Raw genomic sequence first — 23,674 nt, 5'->3', positions numbered from 1 at the left:
GAGATTCATCGCTTCGCTCTGAGTGACTGCAAAAGACTACTCCGCGTATACGCCCAATTCTGCATCGGCGCCGTTGGGCCAGGGCGCCCTATCGGCAAATTCCACCGCCTCTTCGATTTCATGCTTAACGTCAGCTGAAATTTTCTCGATCAATTTCTGTGTCAAAACTTTTTTTTCAAGAAGGCATTTCTCGAATTGATCGATCGGGTCTTTCGCCTGCCACTTTTCCAAAAGCCCTTTGGGATAATACTCATGCCCGTCATGTTCTGCATGTCCGCGCATGCGCATCGTAACCGATTCGATCAGCGTTGGGCCTTTCCCCGACCGCGCCCTATCCACTGCCGTTTTACAGGCATCATATACTTCCAGAATTTTCGTCCCGTCAATTTTAACCCCAGGAATTCCGTAGCCGATAGCGCGATCCACAGGGCTCTCACAGGCATATTGCAAATGCGTCGGTGTCGAATACGCATATTGATTATTCTCAATGATAAGCACAAACGGCAATTTCCAAACGGCCGCAAGATTCATCCCCTCGTAATATTCTCCGACGTTCATTCCTCCATCACCGATATAATTAAGCACGACCGCATTTTCCTTTTTCTTTACAGCGGCAAGCGCAGTACCCGCTGCTTGCGGGATCATCGCGGCAAGGTGGCTGATATTTCCTACGATACGTAATTTCTTGTCATAATAATGCCCCGTTCCGTCCACACCGCGCGTGGGACTGTCGGCGCGGGCGAGATGATTGAGCATCAGAACTTTCGCGGACTGTCCGCGCGTGAAATGTGCGCCAATATCGCGGTGCATCGGATATAAATAATCCTGCGGCTCCAGCGCAAACGCACTGCCGACGGCCGTCGCCTCATTTCCCCAACCGGAATACGCGCCGCCGATCATCTTGCTCTGACGATATAACCTGATAATACCCTGATCAAATTCACGCGTCAAACGCATCAGGCGGTACATTCGAATATAATCTTCTGAAGTAAGATTACTTTCTATTTCGACCTTTTTTTTCACGGCTGCTTTTGTTTTACTATTCGCTTTGGATTCCGCCATCTAAACTTTCATTTATTTATTCAATACACTTATCTTCTGATCCCTAGTATTCCCAGACATAACTTGCCGACTGTCCTTTGGTTTCTTCTACTTTCACCGCGACGGCGATAACAAAACTCACGATCTCTTTGTCCGGATTGTTTTCGTTCCACGATGTTTCTAATTTCCTGCAAAAAGCATCGCAGATATATTTTGCCAGCAATTCCGAGGTAACGTTTGCAATCGGTAAAATCTCCACATCTTCGCACGGGAAACTGTAATTTTTTGAAAATCCGGAGCCAGAAAACACCACCTCAAACTGGTCGCGATTCTTTGAAAGTTTTAGATATTTCGACTCCGTTGGAAGAAGAATTTTTTCGTCGAGTTGGTCGCAAAGCGCCTGCATCATTCGTTTGAGATCTTTGAAATCAAATGTGATCCCGTTTTCGCTATCCCGGCATTCGATATCCACCGCGACGTAGTAATTGTGCCCGTGCAGGCGCTCAACGTCATTATCGTCAAAAATTGTAAAATGCGCCGAACTGAATTTTAGATATTCCTTGGAAATATGTATTATGAATTTAGACATTCGTCGGCATTTCCCCTACGCTGAGTTAAACAAAATTAACCCAAAGCTAAAAAATTTAACTAAATATTCCAATTAAAAATTACAATCCATTCATATTCTTTTACGCCTATCTGTATTTTTGCATTGATTTATAAGCAAGAAAATTGTAGTTTGTTTCGCATTTTTATCAATCACATACCCGTCGGACTATCATGAGCAAAAACCCAATCGAATCGGCCGTTCTAAGTAATGTCAAAGTCGACTATGCCAAGGGAAGTCTATCCCTTACCGATCCGTTTACCCAACTACCCCGTCGCGTTGGAATTGTCGATATGCCGTTTATTTCGAGATTACAAAGCCTCCTATGGGCACAAAACAAAGACAAGGCAGTTGACCCTAAACTGTTTTTTTATGAATTCGGAAGAAGCTGGGGCTTTGAATTCTATAAAAACTTAAATGAGCGCATACAACAAATAAAGAGCGAATCCATTAGAAAGCCTCAGGATTACCTTAAGGACGAATTTATAGAATATCTAAATAACTACCTGAGTTACTCCGGTATCGGCCAATTCCGTATCACCGAAGGGAACAAGTTTTACGTCATTGAACTCAAACACTCAGTTGAATGGGCTCTTGAGAAGTCCGATGGCGATCACATGAATCGCATTCTTGCCGGTTTCTTATCTGCTTTATTCAGCTCCATTTCAGGAAAAAGACTTTCTTGTACCGGTTTTACGGATACTCACTCTCCCGAACGAAATCGTTTTGCATTAAGTACAGAAGATGTCATCGAGGAAATAGAACAACACCTTCAAAGCGGCAAGACAGAAAAAGATATTTTGGCCGCATACGGTAATCAACATTTGGAATAAGGTTGCATGGGTCAGATTTTCAGCATAGCGAGTCAGAAAGGAGGCGTCGGTAAAACAACTACCGCGCTCAATCTCGGCGTTGCTTTTGCAAGAAGTAACAGAAAAGTTCTGATCATCGACGCAGATCCTCAGGGCGGAATAGTATACAGCCTCAATAAACACCCGAATTCTCCGTTCGGCCTGTACCAGGTTTTTTGCGGTGAAGCAGAGATTCTCGACGGCGCACAGCCAACGGAATTAGAAAATCTATTTGTAATGGACTCCGGAATCCCAAACTCTAACTCTGAAATTAAGGCTTTTGAAGACGCAACCCGCGCTACCGGATTATTTCGCGAATCCGTTCTGAATGCTGCGCCGTATTACGATCTCATACTCATCGACTGTCCGCCGGGTATCGGCCTTATTTCTACCGGGGCTCTAATCGCTTCAGATTATGCGATCATTCCGCTACAAAGCGAACCGCTCAGTCTCAGAACATTCCCGCAACTTTTGCATCAATTGATTGACATCAAAAAGAATACAAATCACAGTATTGAAATTGCAGGCGTACTACTCACGATGTTCGATAATAATAGCATGGCTTCGCAAATCGTTCACGAAGAAGTTCGCAATTATTTTACCGAAGACCTTGTTTTTGAAACTTCCATTCCGCGTGATACATCTCTTAACCTCTTGTATACGGGCAATAAAAACTTACCGGATGCCCTGGCTGAATTAGAATCTACTTCCGAGGGGTTGCAGGCCTATTACAATCTTGCTGAAGAAATAAATTTCAAATTTTTTTCGCGATCTCCCAACGAATTAATTGCAAAAAGCTTTTAACTTATTTATTACTTACGGAAATTACTATGCCCAATTCAACTGTTTCTATTGAAAAATTCGCTGAATTTATTTTACCCGATAATTTTGTTCAATTCCTTCCATTAAGTTCAGAAATCATCATCCATGAATCCCTGCGGGGCCTTGCGATAGATAAAAGTTTTTTCAACGGCTGTATAAACTTTATTAAAACCCGATTCCCTAATCATGACAAAGAACTTTTATACCGAATCGGATTTCAATGGGGCGACGAGGTTTATTCAAAGATCGAGCGTCTTGCATTGCTGACATTTCCCGAAGTTCGTTCAATCAAAGACCTGAGTATGGATCAGTTTCATCAGCTTTTCACCAACTATTTAGCCGCGCTGGGGTGGGGAAACTTTGAGCTAAAAAGACGCGACAATTTTTTGTTTGTTGATTTACACAACTCGATCCTGGTTAATGACATTATTCCCGATGCAGCGAGCGACGATTCAAGAACCGCGTGTGAATTGTACGCTGGTTTTTTTGCCGGAATCTTCAGCCGCATTTCGAATATGAACCTATCCTGTGTCGAGATCACCTGCAAATCCGAAGGATACGAATGGTGTTCATTCTTGTTGGATAACGACGATACAATCGGTTTGGTTAACAATTATATGAAACAACATTTTTCACCGCTCGAGGCGTTTCAAAAAATCAAAAAAGAGATAGAAGAAGACTAGTATGGAATCCCAAACGAAATTTACGGAAACGGCCGCAGCAGCAACTTTACTTCAGGAATTTAATTCGCTTTCCAGAAGACCCGCGAAACGATTCACCCGTTCCACGAACGAGGCCGCAACCACTTTTTTCAGCAAAGATTTTTTGACCGTCGCTGATTTTCTTGCGCCGATAGGTGAAGTCCTTATCGTCCCTGCCGTGCGCGGCAAGGATAACTCAGTTCAAAATTTTATAGCCTCAAATGTGCATCGTGCAAAAAAACAGGCCGTACATGCCGATCGTTTTTTTGGCAGAAAAGAAGAAACCTTCACCGATTTTTTAGACCGTCTTGGTTCGTAGTTAGGTATAACAAAAAAGGACGCCCATGGCGCCCTTTTTTTACTTGAACTCTATTCGTTTTGCTACATGAGACTCTTCACCGCTTCGAGCGCTTTATCAAAATTCGGCAATTGCGCCACTTCAGGAAGGTATTCGACATATTTTACCGTATCGTCTTTGCCTATGACAAAAATTCCGCGAGAAAGAACCTGCCATTCTTTGATGATAATTCCGTAATTCATGCCGAATGATTTTTCTGCATAATCAGAAACCATTTTTACTTTGGCTGAACCTTCAAGTTGATGAGTGCAGAAACGTGCCTGCGCAGGAGGCAAATCTACGGTAATATGATAGATTTCAACATCACCTAACTTACCCGCTTCTTGATTAAAACGAATGGCCTGCGTTTCGCAAACGCTGGTATCAAGAGACGGGGAAACGCTGAAGATACGAATTTTGCCTTTAGAACTATCCAGAGTAACTTTGGTTTCTGGCCCAAAGGCAGTGCGCGCAGTGAAATTAGGCGCCTTTTGACCGACTTTTATTTCTTCGCCTAAAAGCGTCAAGGGGCTGCCTTTGATTGTTAATTTACCGGTTCTTTCCGTCATAGCTTTTCTCCTATGTAAATAAATGAATGTTCGTTAATTGGGTTTATAATTATAGTGAAAAATTCCGTAACGCTCAATCACAAAATACGAAATTTCTGGCGATCCGGAGCTGAGGCGCCGGATGGGAACGCAAGGCGTTTGGTTTCATCTTGTGTCTCGCCTTGTTCATTCGTAGCCCGGCAAACTACCTCAATCTTACCTTTTGTTACGCCGATTTCAAAACTCCATAATGACCAAACATAAGAACTTTCGGTCTGTTCAATATTCGCTTCGTTCCAACTTTGTCCGCCGTCGAGGCTGACATCTATTTTGTCTATTTTATTCTTACCATTTAGGGCCACGCCTTGTACGATATGGTTTTCAACTTTGCGGTCTATTCGAGTGATGATTTGTAGTTCCGCCGTATCCGACCAACCAAAATTTTCCCAATAGCCTCTGTAGTCTTCCTCCGTTGCGACTAATTTTCTGAGCCATTTCGGATTTTTCATCCCGTAACGTCCAGGAATGATCAGCCGCAGGGGAAATCCATGCTCACGCGTGAGCGGCTTTTCATTCATCACATAGGCCAGCATCACGTTGTCATTCAACAGCGATTGAATTTCGATGGCGGTTGAATAGATATCTTCACAGTAAAAGATGATTTTCTTCGCATTTTCGCCCAATCCGGCTTCTTCTAAAAGACCGCGCAATCGGAAACCCGTCCATCGGGCATTGCCGATCTGCTGGCCTCCAACTTCATTTCCTATGCAGGCCAGCGAAGTCATTTGCGTCACAGATTCTCTTGCCATTATCTGATCATAATTCAAGGTCATTGGATTCTTAAATAATCCGTCCAGGCTCAGCCGCCATTTCTTAGATTCAATTTTAGGAGGTTTTTCATCAATGCTCTGAACGTAAAATTCCTTTGCAGACAAGACCTTCATCTTGTCAAATGGGATGATCTTTCGTTTCGGGACATTAATTGATGAGAATAATCTGAAGTTCTTGAAAGGCAGGATGAGTGGAGCGATACCGGCAATAGATATTCTTAAAAAATGTCGGCGATTTAGAAACTTCATTATAGGCGTTCACATAAAGGGCAAATACTTTTGATGGCCATTGTATAATACCGCACTTCAGAAATGATTGCGGATGTTCCTCGTTTGCAGGTTAACGCGCTCGGAACGTCGAAACAGCCAAGATCAAAATCCATACAAAATAGTTCTCTAGGCTCCGCCGTCCGTTCCTCCGCAAAAAGCGAATCCGATATTTCTCCCGTGACAGATTTCATGTATTACCTCCGCATACGATTTCTTATCACGCTAAGCTCATGTTTCAATTCGCGAAAGATGTAATTGTTGGTGATCTCAGCCATCGGTATATATTTTTTTTCCGTCTCGTTGATATATCGCCGCATCTTTGCTTTGTTCGTGCTGAATCGAAGCGACCGGAGATTATCCAGTCTGTCGCACACTTTTACGAGTTTAACCGGATCGTTGGAATTCATAATGGTTTCAACATAGACGCGTTTGTGATTTTCTATTGAAGGGTCCTTGGTGAGAATTTTAACCATCTGCGCTATAGATTCGTTAAAATTATTTTTCAATTCTTTTAGTGTGATTCCGCAGTCTTCGATAACATCGTGCAGCAGCGCAGTACATATAATGTCGGATTTCATCGCCGCAACCTCATCCATTAGAATGTTAGCGACCCGCAACGGATGCATAATATAAGGCGTGCCTTCATCCCGTTTCTGCCCGTTATGCGCTAGTTTCGCAAAATCAAGAGCCTTACGCATCATAAGTTTTTCTGATTTTTGGAATTTGTACCGGGCCATAAACGCATGAAACCTGTTTTCAACAAAATCAAAATTATTGAATTTGTCGAAAAACTCCGTGTCTTTTCTCGTTTGACTTCCTAAAGACTTTTTCGATCCCTTTCGCACTTTTGATTCCACGCTTCGTCTCCGTTAACAGCTTATTTCTTGTTCAAAAAATCAATAATATGATTAGAAATATCTTGCCAGTCGCAATTTGTAGTGTCTACGACCATCGATGGAATTCTTGATTTTTGACATAATTTTAATAAGTCTTCCTGTTGCGCCAAATAATGGCGAGCCACGCCTTCATCAGTAGACGCAATCTGGCCCAGATACTGATCCCATTTTTCATTGCGATGTTGTTTTGTTGAAACGACGCTTCTTTCCTCAATGGCGTTTTCCGGAACGGAAAGAACGACGAGCTTAGCACAAAACGCATGGAGCCGGCTGTCGATATCGCTGTAAAGATGAAAATTTTCTAATCCCGCAATATCAAGGCAATGGCTCAGGTGAAATCTCTCGAAAACAAAATACATTTCATGTAGTGGGTCTGCATGAATTGGTTTTGGTGTCTCATGGATAGTTTCTATAATGCTGAGCAAGCGATTTAAATGAGAAATGCTTTCCAGCGGATTAGATAAACGAAAAGGTTCCATTGGTCTTTCCGTATCATGTTCGGTGAGAATGAGCGTCGAACAATCTTTTTCAATAAAATATTTTCTTAAATAACGAATAACCGATGTTTTTCCGCTTCCGACAACGCCTTCAAGAACAAGTCCGGCCATACGTTCGTTCCTAAAAAACAACCCCGTCGCACTTCAAATGAAAGCCATATAACAACAAATACTCATTCACAATGCACCATTTAGAAAATCACGAAATGAATCAGAAGAGCTGAGTTTTTGAACTAATAAAAGGATGGAAATTAAATTATAAGATCACCATTCGATCATGGATCTTCTGCCGCTAAAACCGCCGTCCATAGTGTGCCAAAATGCTATATCATCTTCGCCGGCTTTCCAGCACAGGTAGACTTCTTCGCCATTTGGACGCAAACTTGGGAAATCGATCAGGCCGTCCTGCAAACTTTTTACTACGACTCCCTCTTTTTCAAAGAAACGCATGATCTGTACCAACTCTTCCAATTCCGGAGGATGAAACTTCGACCCGTTAGGTCCAAGACCTCCGAAATATTCATGTTTATATAGATTGTAATTCAACTCATCCAGCGTTGATTTCAATTTCAACAAACGTTCACATTGAGGCCGGACCGTCTGTAATAACTCTTTAGCTTCTTCAGGTGTAAAATGACGTTTATGAAAATAAGCGGACATTTTAATTTTTTAGATCGTTATCAAGCGGTTCCGCATCGGCGATATCATGCATCAGACTGTCAAAAAAGAATACGGAATAATCCGACAATACGCGGATCATGTGTTCACGAGAAGATGCATCAATATGATTACGATTGCACCAATTGATAATATAATTGTTGAAATATGCTTCCGCAACTTTTCGAAATTCATTGTTTTCAGTTTCATTGCTTGGAATGTAGGAATCAAAATTCATTCAGAGGCTCCTTCAGGGGTTCTATCACATGACAATGTAAAAAATATGGGCTCTCAAATGCAAGATTAATTTCCGCCACTTACAAATGATTCAATACTTGCCTTTATTCGACACAACCTGTAACTTGTTTAGTGAAAAACAAGGTGACCAAATATCGGCATTCGCTCAAGATTGGCCTGGTTGGCGTCGGCGCTGTAGGAGTCCCGTTGGCTCTCCTGTTACGTCAAAAGGGTTTTAATTTTAACGCCGTTGTCAGCAGAACATCTCATACTGCTCTAAAGTTGGCCGCCAAAATTCAATGTGCAGCGGCCGGTTCTGATTTTAACTTGCTAACTGAATGTAATTTGATTTTGATCACTGTCCCCGATTCTCAGATTCAGACTGTTGTAACCAAATTACAAAGAGTCTGTTTTCAAGATCGAAAAGTCATCGTAATTCATACATCGGGAACGCGGGCGGCGGCGTCTCTGGCCAAACTGAAGGCGGCTGATAGTAGCAAAATACATATTGCTTCGATGCATCCGATGCAGACCTTTCCAAGAAAAATGAAGTGGACTAAGAATACATTGGACAATCATTTCAAGAATATATACTTTGGAATCGAAGGCGACTCCTTTGCCAGTTCTGTTATGACCAGAATAGTTATTAAACTTGGAGGACGTTGCCTCAAAATTACTGATGAACAAAAAACACAGTACCATTTGGGCGGAGTCTTTTGTTCTAATTTTCTGGTAGCATTGCTATACATCTCACAGAACATATATGCTCAAATCGGTCTGAAAAAGAAAACATCCGTTGATATTCTGCTGCCCATTATAGCTCAAACGCTAAAGAATGTCGCACTTAACGGTGTTGATGCTTCACTGACCGGGCCTGCGGAGCGTAACGACATAAGAGTTATAAAAAATCATCTTCACGCCCTAAAAAAATCTAACCAGAAATATCTAAATGTTTATAGGGAGCTAACCAAAGTTTGTTACCTTATCGCAAAAAACAACAAGAAACCACAATGAAACACTCTGCGATAAATTATATTTGTAGCCTCATTATTATCATACCGCTTTTCTTTTCCTGCAGGGAGCAATTGATTTCATCTGCTGATGAGAACAAAGAAGCCCTGATTCAGGGATCATGGATCCTGCAAAGTACAGATCCGCCCAGACCCGGACAGATCTTTTTCACATTTAATGTCGATTTTACCATACACATTGCAGTCATTGACGTGGAGGGTACGCACGAATACGATGCCTACTATAGAATCGAGGATGGTGATCTTTATATTTTATTCAAGGAAGGCAATGAGGTACTGAGTGAATTTGTTTATAATATTAATGAGCTAACTCCTTTTATTTTGGTTTTGGCTTTTACGGACAACAGCGGACAGCCGACTTCACAGACATACGTCAGGCCATGATATGATCATTATCGGAATTGATCCTGGGACTAACACAACTGGCTTTGGGGTAGTGCGATATGAAAAAAATAAGCTAATGTATCTCAGTAGCGGTATTATTAATCTTCCGGAGAACTATTCCCTGTCGCAAAAACTCGAACGTATTTACGACAATATAGTAGATATTATTGAATCATATCATCCCAATGAATGCGCGATCGAAGATGTTTTTTTTAGCAAGAATGTGAAATCGTCTCTGAAACTTGGTCACGCTCGAGGAGCGGCGATGCTCGGCGCTTTGCATCATGATATACATATCAGTGAGTATTCTGCTAAAGAAATGAAGATGGCTGTGGTAGGCAACGGAAATGCGTCAAAAGAACAAGTTCATTTTATGGTGAAAAAAATTCTTGATATAAAAAAAGAAATGACCTTCGATGAGTCCGACGCATTGGGCATTGCCATTTGTCATGCCCATCGCGTTAAGTCACCGCGGGCATCTGTCAAAAGCTGGAGTGCATACATAAAAGCGCATCCGGAATTGATTAAATCTTAGCCGGACTCGCACAACAACAAGTGACGGGCGTTAGATTTATTCAGAAAGTCTTTTGCGAGTTGGATTATTTACTTTAGAACAAATGTCCTTATTTAACCAGAATCATTTTTTTCGTTTTCGATACCTTCCCCGCATCAAGACGATAAATATAAATTCCGCTCGCCAACTCATTCCCCCGTTCATCCCTGCCGTCCCACACTACCTTCTGTTGTCCTGCGCCTTGTTTGCCATGAAATAGATGACGAACTTCCTGGCCCAAAAGATTATAAATCTTTAGTGAAACAACGGTTTCCCGATCCAGGTCATATTTAATCGTTGTCTCCGGATTAAAAGGGTTTGGATAGTTAGAATAAAGAAAGATGCTTGATGGAATTCTCCGTATAGAATAAATATCCGCTTTGTTTTCGATGGCGTTTTTTCCTTTTGCTGCCTGAATAAGCGTATTTTTGGCGGACCCGTTGAGCAAAACAAATTGAATCGTATCGCGAGTGGTATCTATCGGCAGTATGGTACCCAAGTCAATCGCCCAGAATACACTGATATCCGTCTTAGGTAAAGATGATACAAATACGGGCTGGCTCATCAAATTAAATAATAGCGTGTCAAGATCCTTTTTATTAGAGCCGGCACGGTTTGCAGATTGATGCATAAGTGCATAATTCCCCGCAACGGCATTAGTTTTTTTATTGATTAAACCCACACCTGAATACAATTTCAGACTATCGTCAAACACATATACCACTGCAGATGAATCGTCTTCGTAGTACCCGCTGCTGTCATCGCTAAATCCGCCGAGTGAATTTCCGATGTCCCCGTCGTAGCCAAACAATAATTTAGTATTGGAAAATATGGCCGTATCACCCGGCGGTTTAATAAATTCAAAAATATAAGTAACGAAAATGGCGTGGCTGCTGTCTTTTTTCGCTTCTATAATTTGCCTTACTGTAAAACGAGTTGAAACCTCATCAATGGTAAAATAGGAAGTGTCAATAGAGGTTTGAGAATTTTCAAATAAATGGCTTTGTAACCATTTAAATCCGTTCTTATCGCCGGGATTGTTTCTTGCATTTGTTCTGCCCACGGCGCTGTGTTTTGTCAATACAGAATCCATTTCATCAAAATGAATGACTATAAAACCCTGATACAAAGCGTTCGGATATTTTAACCCGTTGAAATGATGTCCGACAAATTCAGCCGCCTTGCCGTCTTCGTAAAATACCGAGGCGACTCCCGTTGATCTGGTCACTACAGACAAGGAGGTTTTTAATAATGTATTGCTTTTGCCGTTAGAAAAAGAATACACAACGAACCCTGCAAAAATGAGCAGAATAACGACAAGAAACGGAAAAATATATGGTGATCTGTATAACATAGGATCGTTGAAATAAAAAAAGATCATTCACAGCCGGAATGATCTTTTCGTTTTATCAATTATTTATCTTACTTAAGAGCCTTTGAGGTCTTTATAATCCACTTCATATTTTGACGCGCACTTGGCTTGGATCTGAGTACCTTCAAATGTGCCGTCTTCTTTGAAACGGCCGTCTATAACCGCTTCACATTCATCCTTAAACGTATCCGGAACGGGCGCTTTCCCGATGTATTTCACTGGAATCGTGGCGCCGTTGCGTGTCAGCAAGAACTCGAGTTTATGTTCATCCTTCTTAATACTACCGCTTACAACGTTGCCATGTACCTTCAAGTTTTTCTTATAGGCTTCCGGCCCCATTGCAACAAGTTCGTCAACAAATTTATAATACGACTTGCCTTCATTAAATCCGCTGACACTTAAAAAAGTCAGAACGGAAACAACCAGAGTAACTCCAACAATGATCTTTATGTTCTTTTTTTCCATAATTATTCCTTTCAATGGTTCAATCTAATCTAAATATGTCAAAAAGTCAAAAAAATCTTCATGAATCAAATCGAGCAGGTTCGCCTTGAGTCTTTGCGATGTAGGCGGCGGCTGTCACGTCGCCAGTAACATTAACAACTGTTCGGCCCATATCAAGAATACGATCAACTCCAAGTATAATACCGATACCTTCGGCCGGCACGCCCACCGTTTGCAGCACCAAGACAATTAGCGGCAATGAACCCCCTGGAATTCCCGCTGCACCGATTGCCGTTAAGACAGTCATGACGACGACCATCGCCTGCTGGGTTAACGAGAGGTCAACCCCAAAGATTTGTGCAATAAATAAAACGGTCAAACCCTCATAGAGCGAAGTCCCGTTCATATTGGAGGTTGCACCGAGCGGTAATACGAAGCCGGCAATTTTTGGCGCAATATGCAAGTCTTCTTCTGACACTCGAATCGTTGTGGGAAGTGTCGCGTTACTGGAACTCGTTGAAAATGCCGTGATCATAATAGGCTTTATCGCTTTAAAAAATTTCCAAGGATTTACGCCGGCAACGGTTCGCAATAAAATTGAATACACTACAGCCATATGGATTAAATACCCAGTAAAAACCAGCAGTACATACATACCCAATGGCTTTAAAATTTCTAAGCCAAATCGGGCCGATACTCCGAATATCAAACACGGAACTGCAAATGGCGCAATTTCCATAGTCATATCAACAATTCGAATAGAAAATTCATTAAGCCCGGTTAATCCTCTCTTCATCGAATCCACCTCAGGCGGTTTCATTTTGGTCAACATGATTCCAAAAAGAAGCGATAACAATATGATCGGCAGCATTTGCATATCTACGATCGCTCGAAGGATATTACGTGGCAATATCATATTAACAAAAGTCATTATGGTAAATTCGATCTCTTTACTGCGGCCAATCACCTCGGATGATCCCTCCCCGTATAGTTCCATTAAGCGGGTTTGCACGGCCGGATCGAAATTTTTGCCAGGCTGAAATACCTGAACTAAAAAAAGGCCAATGAATGTCGCTATTACCGTTAAAACGAGAAAATAAATTAGGGTACGTATCCCAATCTTTCCGAGAGTTCCCATATCGCCCAAATTGGCAACGCCGAGGGCTAATGATGCAAATACCAGCGGTACCACGATCATGAACAGAAGCCGTAAAAATATCTGGCCGATAGGATCGGTGATATTGGAAATAAAGAACTCCAAGCCGGGTTGCGCACCGGATCCCAGATATTGATTCGTTATAATACCGGCGATCAGGCCGACGATTAAGCCCAAAAGAATCTTCGAATGCAATTTCATATACCATTACCCTTGAGAGTTTTTCTAAACTAAAGAATCAATAATCGGAACAATAAACCTTACAAAAAAAATGCAGAAAAGAAGGCTCCCTTTCTGCATTATTTATTTAGGATTTCGATCAATCTATTTCACAATAAAAGAGGCGGCCTGCAACACGGCACCGGAAGACCCTACTATCTCAACTCTCCAATCGCCTTGATTTCCAGCGATGGTTTTATACGCGTACGTGCGCATTGAGTTGGATTTAATTTCAAGTAATACATCATTCATGAATGTGTTATTGTAATACCATTTTAAAGTAATCGACTTCCCGTCTCCACCAGTAACTTTGACCCAGCAATACACTTTGTCCGTCGAAGCGGAAAATGTTGTCGCTTCTCCCACAATCTCACTTTTTTCAACACCTGTACCGAATTTCAGAGCCTCAATAATTAGTCCGCCCTCTGTTGCCGACGCAGCCGAAACGGATCCTCCTGACACAACGAATTCGCCGGTTTGTATTATATTTCCCCCGTCGTCGACGATCTCGACTTTGTAGTTTCCTCCATTGCCGAAAATCGTTTTATAGGCATAGGTTCGCATATTATTAGAAGTAATTTCAAGGGCAACGTCCGACAAAAATACATTGTCCCGATACCACTTCACCATTACCGTTTTTCCCTGGGCTCCGGTAATCCTCAGCCAACAATAAACTTTATCAGTTTCCGCCGAAAACGAGGTGCTTTCGCCAACGACATCGTTTTTTTCAACACCCGTTCCGAATTTGATTGATTCGATGGCAACTTGTGCACGTATGACATTGGACGTGATCGTAAAAGCCATCATCACTGCCACTATTAATTTACCCATGTGTACTCCTCCTTACTTCAATTTTATATTTTTCATCAACATGCCATGCGATTAATACGCCCGCCGGACGTTATAAAATAATAGCAAATCTTCGGGCGGAATACCACTGTTTTTTTTGAGCGATTCTGATCGGTTCCTAAAAAATCTTGTTTTTAAAGCGTTTGGATTGTATTTTACTTCCGCATTTTTACATCACAATTAATTCATTATGTTTGAGAGATTATTTTTGTTGGACGGGATGGCGCTCGCCTATCGCGCCTATTTTGCGTTTATAAGCAATCCCCTCAAGAACTCCAAAGGTGAGAATACGAGCGCAGTATTCGGATTTACAAATGCGTTGATCAAAATACTGGACGAGGAAAAGCCGGAGTATATCGCGGTTGTTTTTGATACGCCGGAACCCACGTTTCGCCACAAGAAATACGCTCCCTACAAAGCAACACGTGAGAAAATGCCGGAAGATATGGCACCGCAGCTTCCTCTGGTTAAACAAATATCTGAAGCATTGGGTGTTCCGGCGGTCGAATTGGCGGGCTTCGAGGCTGATGATATTATTGGCACTCTGTCTGTACGAGCCGCCAAAGAGAACATCAAAGCGTACATGGTCACCGGCGATAAAGATTTTATGCAACTGATCAATGATAAAATCGTCATGTATAACCCGCTAAAAAAAGGCATCGCGCTCGAAATTGTCGAAGCCGCCGGCGTCAAGGATAAATTTGGAGTGGAGCCTCACAATATCACCGACATGCTCGGCCTGATGGGAGATACGGCGGATAATATTCCCGGCGTCAAAGGGATCGGAGAAAAGACCGCAGCAAAACTGATCACCCAATACGGAACTATCGAAAATCTGTATGTACATATTGATGAGCTCAAAGGAAAAGTCAAAGAAAACCTTATCGAATACAGAGATAATGCTTTTTTGTCAAAAGAATTGGCAACTATTGATACGAATGTTCCGATTAAGATCGATTTTCACAAACTTAAATCAGGCCGGAAGAATTACGAACAATTGATCATACTGCTGAAGCAACTCGAATTTACTTCACTCATTAAAAAATTTACAAAAAAAGAAGAGGATCTGTTTTCAGATCTCAGTTTGACCGATCCCGAAAAGACGGTGCAATCGCAGAAAAAGCGAAACAACCGATATCACCTTGTAGCATCACTAAAAGATCTCAATAATCTCATTAAACAACTCGAGAAGACCGATGCTTTTTCATTCGATACTGAGACGACCGGTATTGATCCCATGCAGGACGATTTGGTAGGGCTATCCTTTTCATTCCAAGAACATGAGGCTTTTTATATCCCTGTCAACGGCGAATTGCCTCGTGAAACCGTCCTGTCGCAGTTGAAACCGGTTCTTGAAAATGAAAAAATCAAGAAGTCGGGACAAAACTCAAAGTACGATGTTCTCGTCCTCAAAAACTGCGGCATACAGGTACGAGGAATTAATTTTGACACAATGATAGCCGCACACCTGATCAATTCAGAAAAAGACGTCAATATCGACGCATTGGCGAAAGAATACCTCGGCTACACAAAAATTCCTACTTCAGATTTAATAGGTTCCGGACGAAATCAAACCAACATGCAGGATATTCCACACGAGATAATCGCTGAATACGCATGTGAAGATGCAGATTGCGTGGAACAATTAAAACATGTTTTGGTCAAGAAACTCAAAGAGACCGAGTCGGACAGAATCTTCCATGATATCGAAATGCCGCTGTCCTCTGTCTTAGCAGATATGGAATACCATGGCGTTTGGCTTGACCTGAAAATTCTGAAAGACATGTCATTGGAATTTGCAAAAGAAATTAAAAAACAGGAGAAGACTATTTTTAAAGAGGCCGGTATCCATTTTAATCTGAATTCTCCCCAACAGCTCGGCGATGTGTTATTTGAAAAACTACAAATCCAAAAGTTGGCCGGTATAGAAAAACCTAAGCGTACGGGTAAAACCAAACAATATGCGACCGATGTTCGGATACTTGAATTATATAAAAGCCTTCCCATCATTGATTCGATCCTTGCGTATCGGCAATTGACCAAATTGAAGTCAACTTACATTGACGGCCTGCCGCCCTTGCTTAATCCTAAAACAGGCCGTATTCATTCGACTTTCAGCCAAACAATCGCATCAACGGGACGATTATCTTCCAGTAATCCTAATTTTCAGAATATTCCGATCAGAACCGATATGGGACGCGAAATTCGGACGGCATTTACCCCGCAGCTCAAAAACTGGGTATTGCTTTCAGCAGACTATTCGCAGATTGAATTACGGGTAATGGCGCATATGTCGGGTGATGAGAATCTGATTCAGGCATTCAAAGATGGAGAAGATATTCATACCACAACCGCATCTCTTGTTTTTGAAATTCCGAAGGAAAAGGTGACAAAGGATTTGCGAAGAAAGGCCAAAGATATTAATTTCGGAATCATGTACGGTATTTCGCCGTTTGGCCTCGCAAGCCGCATTGGTATGAGCCAAAGCGAGGCAAAAACTTTTATACAAAATTACTTTGCAAAGTATCCTACCATAAAAGCGTGTATCGATAGAATTATGGACCAGGGTAAATCTTCCGGTTTTGTCACTACATTGTTTGGCAGACGCCGTTATCTGCCGGATCTGCAGAGCAAGAACTTTACGGTGCGTAACGTCGCCGAGCGAGCCGCTATTAACACACCCATCCAGGGAACGGCTGCAGAAATAATTAAAATTGCCATGATCCATGTTGACCATGCCATACGAAAAGAAAAATTAAAATCAAAGATGATCCTGCAGGTGCATGATGAATTGGTATTTGAGGTTATGCAAGAAGAGATCGGCACTATGAAGAGCTTGGTCAAGGAAAAAATGGAAAATGCTGTAAAAATAAAGGCTCCACTAAAGGTGGATATTGGCGTGGGAGACAATTGGCTTGAGACCAAATAAAAAATGTTCGTTTTTTTTCGTATTATGTATAAACAATAGGAGAAATTGAATGTCGGATAAAACAAAAAAGTCCAACCCCAATCCGGGAGCACCGTTCTGGAAAAGCAAACTGTTTATTATCATTACCGTTGTATGCATCGCCGGCGTGGTTTATGCCGGGATGAAATATTTTTCGAACAATCAATATGCAGGTATTCCCAAACGCGCCATTGATGAATACAAATTGGGCGTTGCCGCGCTAGAAAAAAACGATCCTGAAAAGGCATTAAGTGCGTTGCTTAAAGCGGCCGAATTGGATCAGACTTTTGCTGACGCTCAGGCGCGCATCGGCGAAGCCTATTTTATGGCTGCAATGAAACACAAATCGGCGAAAAACACTGAAATGAAAAATGCCATGTTGGAGCAGTCTATGGTTTTTGTCAACAAAGCGCTTGTCATTGATTTGAACAACGGGTTTGCCCACCAGACGTTAGGATATCACGCCTATGAAAAAGGCAATCTGGACGAAGCATTGCGTGAGCTCGAAACGGCTGAAACCGCAGGGGTTCATTCGTTTGATCTTCACACGATGTTAGGATATCTTTACAATGAAAAAGAAGAAACCGCCAAATGCATTGAACAATACCAAAAGGCTCTTGAGTTTCGTCCGGCCGATATTAAGACCCTGCATAATCTTGGTGAATTATTTTTCGGTGTTGAGAATTTTCAAAAGGCCATATTCTTTTACGGAGAACTGCTGAAATATGACTCAAAAGATAATAGCATTAAGGCAAATTACGCGGCAAGCCTATGGAAGAGCGGAGATCAAACAAAAGCTAAAGAATTATTCAATCAAATACTTGAATCGCCGGAAGGCAACAAGTTTAAAAATTATAATACTGTTGCATGGACGCTTATAGATAAGGATATTGATATTGAATGGGGAATTAAAATGGCTCATGCCGCCGATGAATTGAAACCAAGGAACATCGAATCGGCAGACATATTGGGATGGGGATATTTCAAAAACAAAGATTATGCAAACGCTGTAAAATACCTGAATATGTCGATGAAGATGAGCCCGTCTGACGAAGTTCAACGGCGGCTTACTATGGCAAAAGAAAAATTGGATGAATCCTTAAAGAAATGATTAAAACGCTCTTCTGTATTTTATTCATCGGACTTCTTTTTTCCTGTCGCGATACTTCCGATGCGACCGGAGATGATGTCATAACATCAAATTTAAGCGGAAAACTAGTTTTTCAAAGTAATCGGACCGGCGATTTTGAAGTTTTTGCTACCAATAGCTCCGGCATAGGCATTACAAATATAACAGACAATAAATCCGACGACATTTACCCCAGCGTTTCTCTCAACGGAAATAAAATTGCATATTTGTCCTACCGTGAAGGAACTCCCAATATATATATTTATCAGAATAATGTTTCAACAAAAGTAACCTCTGATGACTCAGAATACAGCGTCTTGCAAATCTCTCATAAAGGCGATAAAGCCGTTTTTATAAGAAACCATAATCTTTATGTTATGAATTCATCCGGGACGGGACTCACGCGGTTGACTTACAATAGCGGCGATACGGTAAATTACTCACCCGCGTTTTCTTACGATGACTCTAAGCTTACTTTTACCCGTAATATCAACGGCGGTAATTCAGACATCTTTTTAATGACCGGTTTAGGCGGAGCGGTCCAAAATCTTACGGATGGAATTGGCGACAACTTGTTTCCAGCCTTTTCACCGGATGGCGCGCAAATCGTTTTTAGCAGAAATAACCATATCTCCATTCTTACGATTGCCACAAAAACAATAGCTGACCTGATGCCAACCGACTCGCTTCATTTTAACGGATACCCTGTATTTTCTCCAGACGGCAATACCATTGCCTTCGTTACAAATCGAACAGGCAATATGGAGATTTTCACAATGAAAAAGAATGGACAGACCTTAAAAAATATTACAGATAATGACGCAATAGATACGTATCCGTATTGGAGTGATTAATCACGAAGATTTTTTGGCGGTTTGTTCCAGTTCCCTCATGCGTTTTCTCACTTGATTTACATAAATGCTCTTTGGATAACGAGAAAGGAGTTCTCTGTACGCCTTAATAGCTTCAGCAGGAGTCTCTAATTTCTCTTCAAAGGTCTCACCGATTTTTTTTAGCGCCAGGTCTCCCAATGTACTGTTTTTTAAATTATCCACAATATTTCTATATACCGAGATGGCCTCAGCGTATCTCCCGCTCATAGAATAAATAGCTGCGGTTTTCAGTAACGCATCATCCACGATGGCGGCGTTTGGAGACACATGTATGATTTCACTCAGCAATGCGAGGGCTTCCGAGTATTTCTTCTGAACAAAATACAGACTCGCTCTCGCAAACATTGTTAATAAATGGGTTTCCTTTTGATTTTCCTGAATGAGAAGCACGTACGATAGCGCATCATTAACATATAACCCGTTTTGACTCCGGCTGAGCGACTTCATCCGGCTAAGACAAGAATCGAATTTTTCCATGAAAAAGTATATTTCCGCTTCATGGAAAAGCGCTCTGTCACGAGTGGCGGCATCCCTGGTTTCTGCGTTTATCATCGTATACTGAGTCAAGGATCTGTCCAACCTCCCTTCTGTAAGATAACATTCGCCTAAACGAAACATCGATTCAATTCGAAATGGATTCTTAGAATCAACGGCTTTTGAGAAATTCACAAATGCTTCCTGCACATCGAAAAACTTTCGTAACTTAATTTCGCCGATATGAAAATACGCTTCTGCGCTCCACTCCGAATTTGGATACTTAGCAATCAGCATTTGGTAGGTTTGAATGGCCCTATCGGCTGAAATATTTTCTTTTATTTTCTGCTTGAATGAAGCGGTGTCCGACTGGGCCACAATAAGGACATCATTTGAACCCATACTTTCAAAACATTTGGCAATACCCATTTCCGCCTGCGGCGCATTGGGATACAATGTCAAAAAATAGGCATAAGCTTCCTGAGAGATGCCGAACTGTCTATTGTCAAACATCATGTTTGCAAAACTTAATATCTCGGCGCCATTCTTACCGCGTTTTGTATCCACTAATTTACTTTGTTCAAACGCAGACTCATAATTCTGGTTTTTTATTAAAACGTCGATTAGAAATTTATTCAGCGCATAATCTTCTTTATTGAATTCCAGATTCTCCCGGATTGCTTTTATCACCAACTGATTATCATTTGAATTATTTGGAAATTGGAGAATCTGAGTTTTGACATAGTCCTGACTGCCTGGATTCAGGTTATAATATCTAAGAAATTCTTTTGCTGCTAAATAATACTCGTTTTTGTACACGAGAAGGCTTGCCATCTCTAAAATAAATAATTTATCGTTTGCCAGGTTCTTTCGCGCTGTCCGGTAGGTTTGTTCCACCTCATCAAACCTGCGATTACCCATGAGAACCGTGATGACAAGGCGATACGTACCCTCAGAACCAGGATCAAGTGCAATGATCTTTTGAACTATGTTTTGCGCTATGGGAATATTTTTTGATTTATACAGGGCGTCGGCCAATTCACATAACAAGGCAATATTTGCTGAGTCCTTCTTAAGTTGATTTGTGAGAACCAGCAATAAACCGTCGTGTTTGCTCAGAACTCGGTAAACATTCTTCAGTCGGTCTAAAACGACAATATTTGTCAGGTCTTTCTTGTATAATTCTTCATAGATCGGAACGGCCTTTTCATAAAGCCCGTCCTCTTCATAATTTTTTGCAAGATTGAGTAGATTTGAACTGGTCTGAGAGTAAACGGCAGGTAGTACAGCAAAAAACAGGAAAATAAATAGATACATTCCTTCGTGGAATTTATTTGGAGATAAAAATGTCATCAAAGGTGCGCCTGAAGTAAACTTATTCGATGGCTTGAACTTTCAGATTGCCCAGTCCTGTTTCAATGAATAGATTAAGTGCGGGAGCGGAATCATCGTAATTGATTGAATAATAAGTTCCGCCGAATTTTTTGACAAAATACTCTTCGCTGATTTTTATCGACGCTAGAAAAGAATCTTCCGTTCGAATTTTTACGTTCAAATTTTTAGGAACGCGGATGGTCAATCGGCCAAGCCCCAAGGATATATTGCAGGTGGAATTTTGGCTCAAATTGCCTGAAAAATCTAAAGTATACGATCCGACGCCGCCTTCAAACTCCATCTTCTCAAAATTGGCATTGGCAAGCCCAATCATGTTCAGTTTTGATACTCCTGCCTCTATCTTAAGTTTATTAATTCGATCTTTATTCTTTGAATTAAATAATATGTCCGCTGAACTGGCTCCCATGGACAGCGTTAAATCCTTGACTCTTAAATTGGTAAAATCAAATTTTCCTTCGCACGCTCCCATCTCCAATTTGAAAGACACCGGGATTTTGTCCGTAAACTCCATCTCCAGCTTTTGATTGCCGAAATCAAAAACGCCGACGGATTCATTTTCATTCATGTCGACAACAAGATACCCGGTTGTTCCGTCCTTATCGTACCGAACGTTAGGCGTTATCTCATTATTAGTTTCTTCTACCGCAATACGGCATAATTTATCATTAAAAATTTTTCCGAGCGAAATTTTTCCTGCGGCGTATTCTAGCTTCACTTTTAACTCTTTTTCATCTTCTCGATTTATTTCCTGTACACGCGACTGCGCGGAGAGCGAGAGGAATCCGATAAAGTAAAGGCCTATAACAAACACTATTTTATTTTCAATTTTCAACTTCATCACGATCCTTTGTCAATTTTTCCTTTTAGAAATTTATTCAGCATTTCACGCGCCCTGAAAATTCTTGCCTTTACCGTACCAATCGGAATCTTTAACATAACTGCAATCTCTTCATATGAAAGCTCTTCCGAGTGGCGAAGAAAAATAACCGTTTTGTATTTTTCCGGCAATTCGTCAATGGCCACTTTGATAATCGAATTCCTTTCTTTGCGCATCATTTCTTTTTCAGGATAATACGTCAAATCCGGGATCTCCATAGTATACGAAGAGTCCTTATAGGCAATCGGCGCATCAATCGAAAATGTTTGCAATTTTTTTTTCCTTAAGTGATCGATGCAGTTGTTTGTTGCAATCTTATATAGCCAAGTACTAAATGCGTATTCATAATTGAAGTTTCGAATCGATGTAAAAGCCTTCATAAACGCTTCCTGCACCAGATCCTCCGCCTCAGCCGTAGAGCGGACCATGCGGTACATCAAACTGAAAATTTGCGACTGGTAACGGCTCATGAGATCTTTATACGCTTTTTGATCGCCATTTATCGCTCTGGATATGGTCGCAAAATCTTCTTTTTTTTGCTTCTCTCTTTTTTCAAGCAGCACTCTCTCTGGACTATCCATAAGTGTTTCGGCAGCCAGAGGGTTCCCAACCGCTTTCACCACACGTTTTTTCAAAGAACGTTTGCCGGTTTTCTTTTTCGTATTTCCCGGCTTCCTGGAACGTTTTGTCATAGTTGACATTCTATGTTACGTGATGGTTTATGGTTTTGTTTCACATCAAGCACAATATTGCTAGTCCATTTCACGGAAGCCGTCCTTGTCCATAACCGCTAAAATCAACGGTTTTTTATCGGGTGCATTGAATCCAATCTCATAAGCTTGCTCAATTTTATGACATGCAGGTTCGAGTTGTTCGTCAAGGCTGACATACACTGTCGCCAGAGCTTCTCCCTTTTTAACCCTGTCACCCACTTTCTTATGAATCATGATGCCGGAAGAATAATCAATATTGTCTTCTTTCTTCTGGCGCCCTGCTCCAATAAGAACTCCCGCCATCCCGATCTCGAGGGAGTTAATCGACAGGACAAAACCTTCACTTTTTGCTGTGATGGGGATGGCGTGTTTTGTTTTGGGATACCCATCAAGATCAGTAAGTATATTTGTATCGCCTCCATGGCGCTGAACTATTTGTAAAAATTTTTCGTAAGCGCGCCCATTCCTTAAATTCGCTTTAGATCTAATGTATGCCTCTTCGTAAGTTAACTCCGGCTTTGCCAAGATCAGCATATAAGCCGAAAACGCAGCTGTCAATTCAACAAGGTCGTCCGGTCCATTGCCCCGCAGCGTTTCGATCGATTCCCGCATTTCAATCCAATTACCAACCGCTTTGCCGAGAGGTTCGTCCATATTCGTTAATAATGCTATTACCGACTTACCGGAGTTTTCCCCTATCGATATAAGATTTTTTGCAAGCTCGGCAGCACGCTCAAAAGATTTCATAAAAGCGCCGTTGCCCACTTTTACGTCCAGTACCAAAGCGTCAATTCCTTCCGCCAATTTTTTGCTCATAATGCTGGCAGAAATTAATGGTATGGATTCGACCGTTCCGGTGACATCTCTCAATGCATACAATTTTTTGTCTGCAGGCGCTATCTCGGCGGTCTGCCCTATCATACAGACACCGATATCTTTTAACG

General features: G+C 41.5%; 27 protein-coding genes. 10 read left to right on the top strand and 17 right to left on the bottom strand.

The genetic code is table 11. The features are described 5' to 3' along the window. Positions 1–36: 36 nt before the first annotated feature. Positions 37–1,062: a thiamine pyrophosphate-dependent dehydrogenase E1 component subunit alpha gene (locus tag F9K33_13130; GenBank protein KAB2878459.1), complete on the bottom strand. Its 1,026-nt coding sequence runs from the start codon at positions 1,060–1,062 to the stop codon at positions 37–39. A gap of 43 nt (positions 1,063–1,105) precedes the next feature. Next, positions 1,106–1,630 carry a hypothetical protein gene (locus F9K33_13125; GenBank protein ID KAB2878458.1) on the bottom strand — a complete coding sequence of 175 codons (525 nt, stop codon included), beginning with the start codon at positions 1,628–1,630 and terminating at the stop codon, positions 1,106–1,108. Positions 1,631–1,821: 191 nt separating this feature from the next. Between F9K33_13125 and F9K33_13120 the strand changes: the two genes are divergently transcribed. Genes F9K33_13120 through F9K33_13105 form a run of 4 tightly spaced genes read left to right on the top strand, consistent with a single transcriptional unit; the run spans position 1,822 to position 4,341 of the window. Then, a complete protein-coding gene (locus F9K33_13120; GenBank protein ID KAB2878457.1) occupies positions 1,822–2,481 on the top strand; it encodes a hypothetical protein in 660 nt (219 codons plus the stop codon). Positions 2,482–2,487: 6 nt separating this feature from the next. Then, on the top strand, positions 2,488–3,303 hold the full coding sequence (locus tag F9K33_13115) for a ParA family protein (GenBank protein KAB2878456.1): 816 nt from the start codon (positions 2,488–2,490) through the stop codon (positions 3,301–3,303). A gap of 26 nt (positions 3,304–3,329) precedes the next feature. Next, positions 3,330–4,004: a hypothetical protein gene (locus tag F9K33_13110; protein KAB2878455.1), complete on the top strand. Its 675-nt coding sequence runs from the start codon at positions 3,330–3,332 to the stop codon at positions 4,002–4,004. A gap of 1 nt (position 4,005) precedes the next feature. Then, complete coding sequence (locus F9K33_13105; protein ID KAB2878454.1) at positions 4,006–4,341, top strand: hypothetical protein; 336 nt, start codon at positions 4,006–4,008, stop codon at positions 4,339–4,341. Between the two features lie 62 nt (positions 4,342–4,403). Here the strand turns inward: F9K33_13105 and F9K33_13100 are convergent, their stop codons facing one another. The 7 genes from F9K33_13100 to F9K33_13070 form a co-directional block, all read right to left on the bottom strand. Next, complete coding sequence (locus tag F9K33_13100) at positions 4,404–4,928, bottom strand: thiol peroxidase (protein KAB2878453.1); 525 nt, start codon at positions 4,926–4,928, stop codon at positions 4,404–4,406. 77 nt (positions 4,929–5,005) lie between these two features. Beyond that, the gene (locus F9K33_13095) at positions 5,006–5,986 is read right to left on the bottom strand and encodes a molybdopterin-dependent oxidoreductase (GenBank protein KAB2878452.1); all 981 of its coding nucleotides are present in this window, start codon (positions 5,984–5,986) and stop codon (positions 5,006–5,008) included. Beyond that, a complete protein-coding gene (locus tag F9K33_13090; GenBank protein KAB2878451.1) occupies positions 5,986–6,198 on the bottom strand; it encodes a hypothetical protein in 213 nt (70 codons plus the stop codon). The genes F9K33_13095 and F9K33_13090 overlap by 1 nt, the downstream gene beginning before the upstream one ends. 3 nt (positions 6,199–6,201) lie before the next feature. Next, positions 6,202–6,864 carry a bifunctional (p)ppGpp synthetase/guanosine-3',5'-bis(diphosphate) 3'-pyrophosphohydrolase gene (locus F9K33_13085; GenBank protein ID KAB2878450.1) on the bottom strand — a complete coding sequence of 221 codons (663 nt, stop codon included), beginning with the start codon at positions 6,862–6,864 and terminating at the stop codon, positions 6,202–6,204. A gap of 20 nt (positions 6,865–6,884) precedes the next feature. Beyond that, positions 6,885–7,511 (bottom strand): hypothetical protein, encoded by a 627-nt coding sequence (locus tag F9K33_13080; GenBank protein KAB2878449.1) that lies wholly within the window; start codon positions 7,509–7,511, stop codon positions 6,885–6,887. 153 nt (positions 7,512–7,664) lie between these two features. Then, positions 7,665–8,060, bottom strand: coding sequence for a DUF2203 domain-containing protein (locus F9K33_13075; protein KAB2878448.1), 396 nt, complete (start codon positions 8,058–8,060; stop codon positions 7,665–7,667). A gap of 1 nt (position 8,061) precedes the next feature. Then, positions 8,062–8,295, bottom strand: coding sequence for a hypothetical protein (locus F9K33_13070; protein ID KAB2878447.1), 234 nt, complete (start codon positions 8,293–8,295; stop codon positions 8,062–8,064). Positions 8,296–8,426: 131 nt separating this feature from the next. Between F9K33_13070 and F9K33_13065 the strand changes: the two genes are divergently transcribed. From F9K33_13065 to ruvC, 3 genes are read left to right on the top strand one after another with little or no spacing between them, the layout of a single operon-like run. Further along, positions 8,427–9,308: a DUF2520 domain-containing protein gene (locus F9K33_13065; GenBank protein KAB2878446.1), complete on the top strand. Its 882-nt coding sequence runs from the start codon at positions 8,427–8,429 to the stop codon at positions 9,306–9,308. Beyond that, complete coding sequence (locus tag F9K33_13060) at positions 9,305–9,709, top strand: hypothetical protein (protein KAB2878445.1); 405 nt, start codon at positions 9,305–9,307, stop codon at positions 9,707–9,709. The genes F9K33_13065 and F9K33_13060 overlap by 4 nt, the downstream gene beginning before the upstream one ends. A gap of 1 nt (position 9,710) precedes the next feature. Continuing rightward, positions 9,711–10,244 (top strand): crossover junction endodeoxyribonuclease RuvC, encoded by a 534-nt coding sequence (gene ruvC, locus F9K33_13055; GenBank protein KAB2878444.1) that lies wholly within the window; start codon positions 9,711–9,713, stop codon positions 10,242–10,244. 88 nt (positions 10,245–10,332) lie between these two features. On the opposite strand, the gene F9K33_13050 is transcribed toward ruvC, so the two are convergent. The 4 genes from F9K33_13050 to F9K33_13035 all read right to left on the bottom strand — a co-directional run bounded on the left by F9K33_13050 (position 10,333) and on the right by F9K33_13035 (position 14,284). Continuing rightward, a complete protein-coding gene (locus F9K33_13050) occupies positions 10,333–11,643 on the bottom strand; it encodes a T9SS type A sorting domain-containing protein (GenBank protein ID KAB2878443.1) in 1,311 nt (436 codons plus the stop codon). A 45-nt stretch (positions 11,644–11,688) separates the two neighbouring features. Beyond that, the gene (locus F9K33_13045; protein KAB2878442.1) at positions 11,689–12,099 is read right to left on the bottom strand and encodes a cytochrome c maturation protein CcmE; all 411 of its coding nucleotides are present in this window, start codon (positions 12,097–12,099) and stop codon (positions 11,689–11,691) included. A 58-nt stretch (positions 12,100–12,157) separates the two neighbouring features. Continuing rightward, on the bottom strand, positions 12,158–13,435 hold the full coding sequence (locus tag F9K33_13040) for a dicarboxylate/amino acid:cation symporter (protein KAB2878441.1): 1,278 nt from the start codon (positions 13,433–13,435) through the stop codon (positions 12,158–12,160). Positions 13,436–13,558: 123 nt separating this feature from the next. Then, a complete protein-coding gene (locus F9K33_13035; protein ID KAB2878440.1) occupies positions 13,559–14,284 on the bottom strand; it encodes a DUF2914 domain-containing protein in 726 nt (241 codons plus the stop codon). A 208-nt stretch (positions 14,285–14,492) separates the two neighbouring features. Between F9K33_13035 and polA the strand changes: the two genes are divergently transcribed. Genes polA through F9K33_13020 form a run of 3 tightly spaced genes read left to right on the top strand, consistent with a single transcriptional unit; the run spans position 14,493 to position 19,232 of the window. Further along, positions 14,493–17,231 (top strand): DNA polymerase I, encoded by a 2,739-nt coding sequence (gene polA / locus F9K33_13030; GenBank protein ID KAB2878439.1) that lies wholly within the window; start codon positions 14,493–14,495, stop codon positions 17,229–17,231. Positions 17,232–17,280: 49 nt separating this feature from the next. Then, on the top strand, positions 17,281–18,360 hold the full coding sequence (locus tag F9K33_13025; protein KAB2878438.1) for a tetratricopeptide repeat protein: 1,080 nt from the start codon (positions 17,281–17,283) through the stop codon (positions 18,358–18,360). After that, positions 18,357–19,232, top strand: a complete 876-nt coding sequence (locus F9K33_13020) for a hypothetical protein (protein ID KAB2878437.1) — start codon at positions 18,357–18,359, stop codon at positions 19,230–19,232. Before F9K33_13025 ends, F9K33_13020 begins: the two co-directional genes overlap by 4 nt. Here F9K33_13020 and F9K33_13015 read toward each other — a convergent pair whose 3' ends face one another. From F9K33_13015 to F9K33_13000, 4 genes are all read right to left on the bottom strand, one after another. Beyond that, positions 19,233–21,098, bottom strand: a complete 1,866-nt coding sequence (locus F9K33_13015; protein ID KAB2878436.1) for a tetratricopeptide repeat protein — start codon at positions 21,096–21,098, stop codon at positions 19,233–19,235. A gap of 22 nt (positions 21,099–21,120) precedes the next feature. Then, on the bottom strand, positions 21,121–21,978 hold the full coding sequence (locus F9K33_13010; GenBank protein KAB2878435.1) for a hypothetical protein: 858 nt from the start codon (positions 21,976–21,978) through the stop codon (positions 21,121–21,123). Next, positions 21,978–22,598, bottom strand: coding sequence for a sigma-70 family RNA polymerase sigma factor (locus tag F9K33_13005; protein KAB2878476.1), 621 nt, complete (start codon positions 22,596–22,598; stop codon positions 21,978–21,980). The genes F9K33_13010 and F9K33_13005 overlap by 1 nt, the downstream gene beginning before the upstream one ends. Before the next feature lie 171 nt (positions 22,599–22,769). Beyond that, positions 22,770–23,674, bottom strand: a 905-nt coding sequence (locus F9K33_13000) for a thymidine phosphorylase (protein KAB2878434.1), incomplete at its 5' end; no start/stop codon positions are given.

The organism is bacterium, from assembly GCA_008933615.1.
Classification (GTDB): domain Bacteria; phylum CLD3; class CLD3; order SB21; family SB21; genus SB21.
This window is presented reverse-complemented; position numbering and strand designations above follow the sequence as displayed.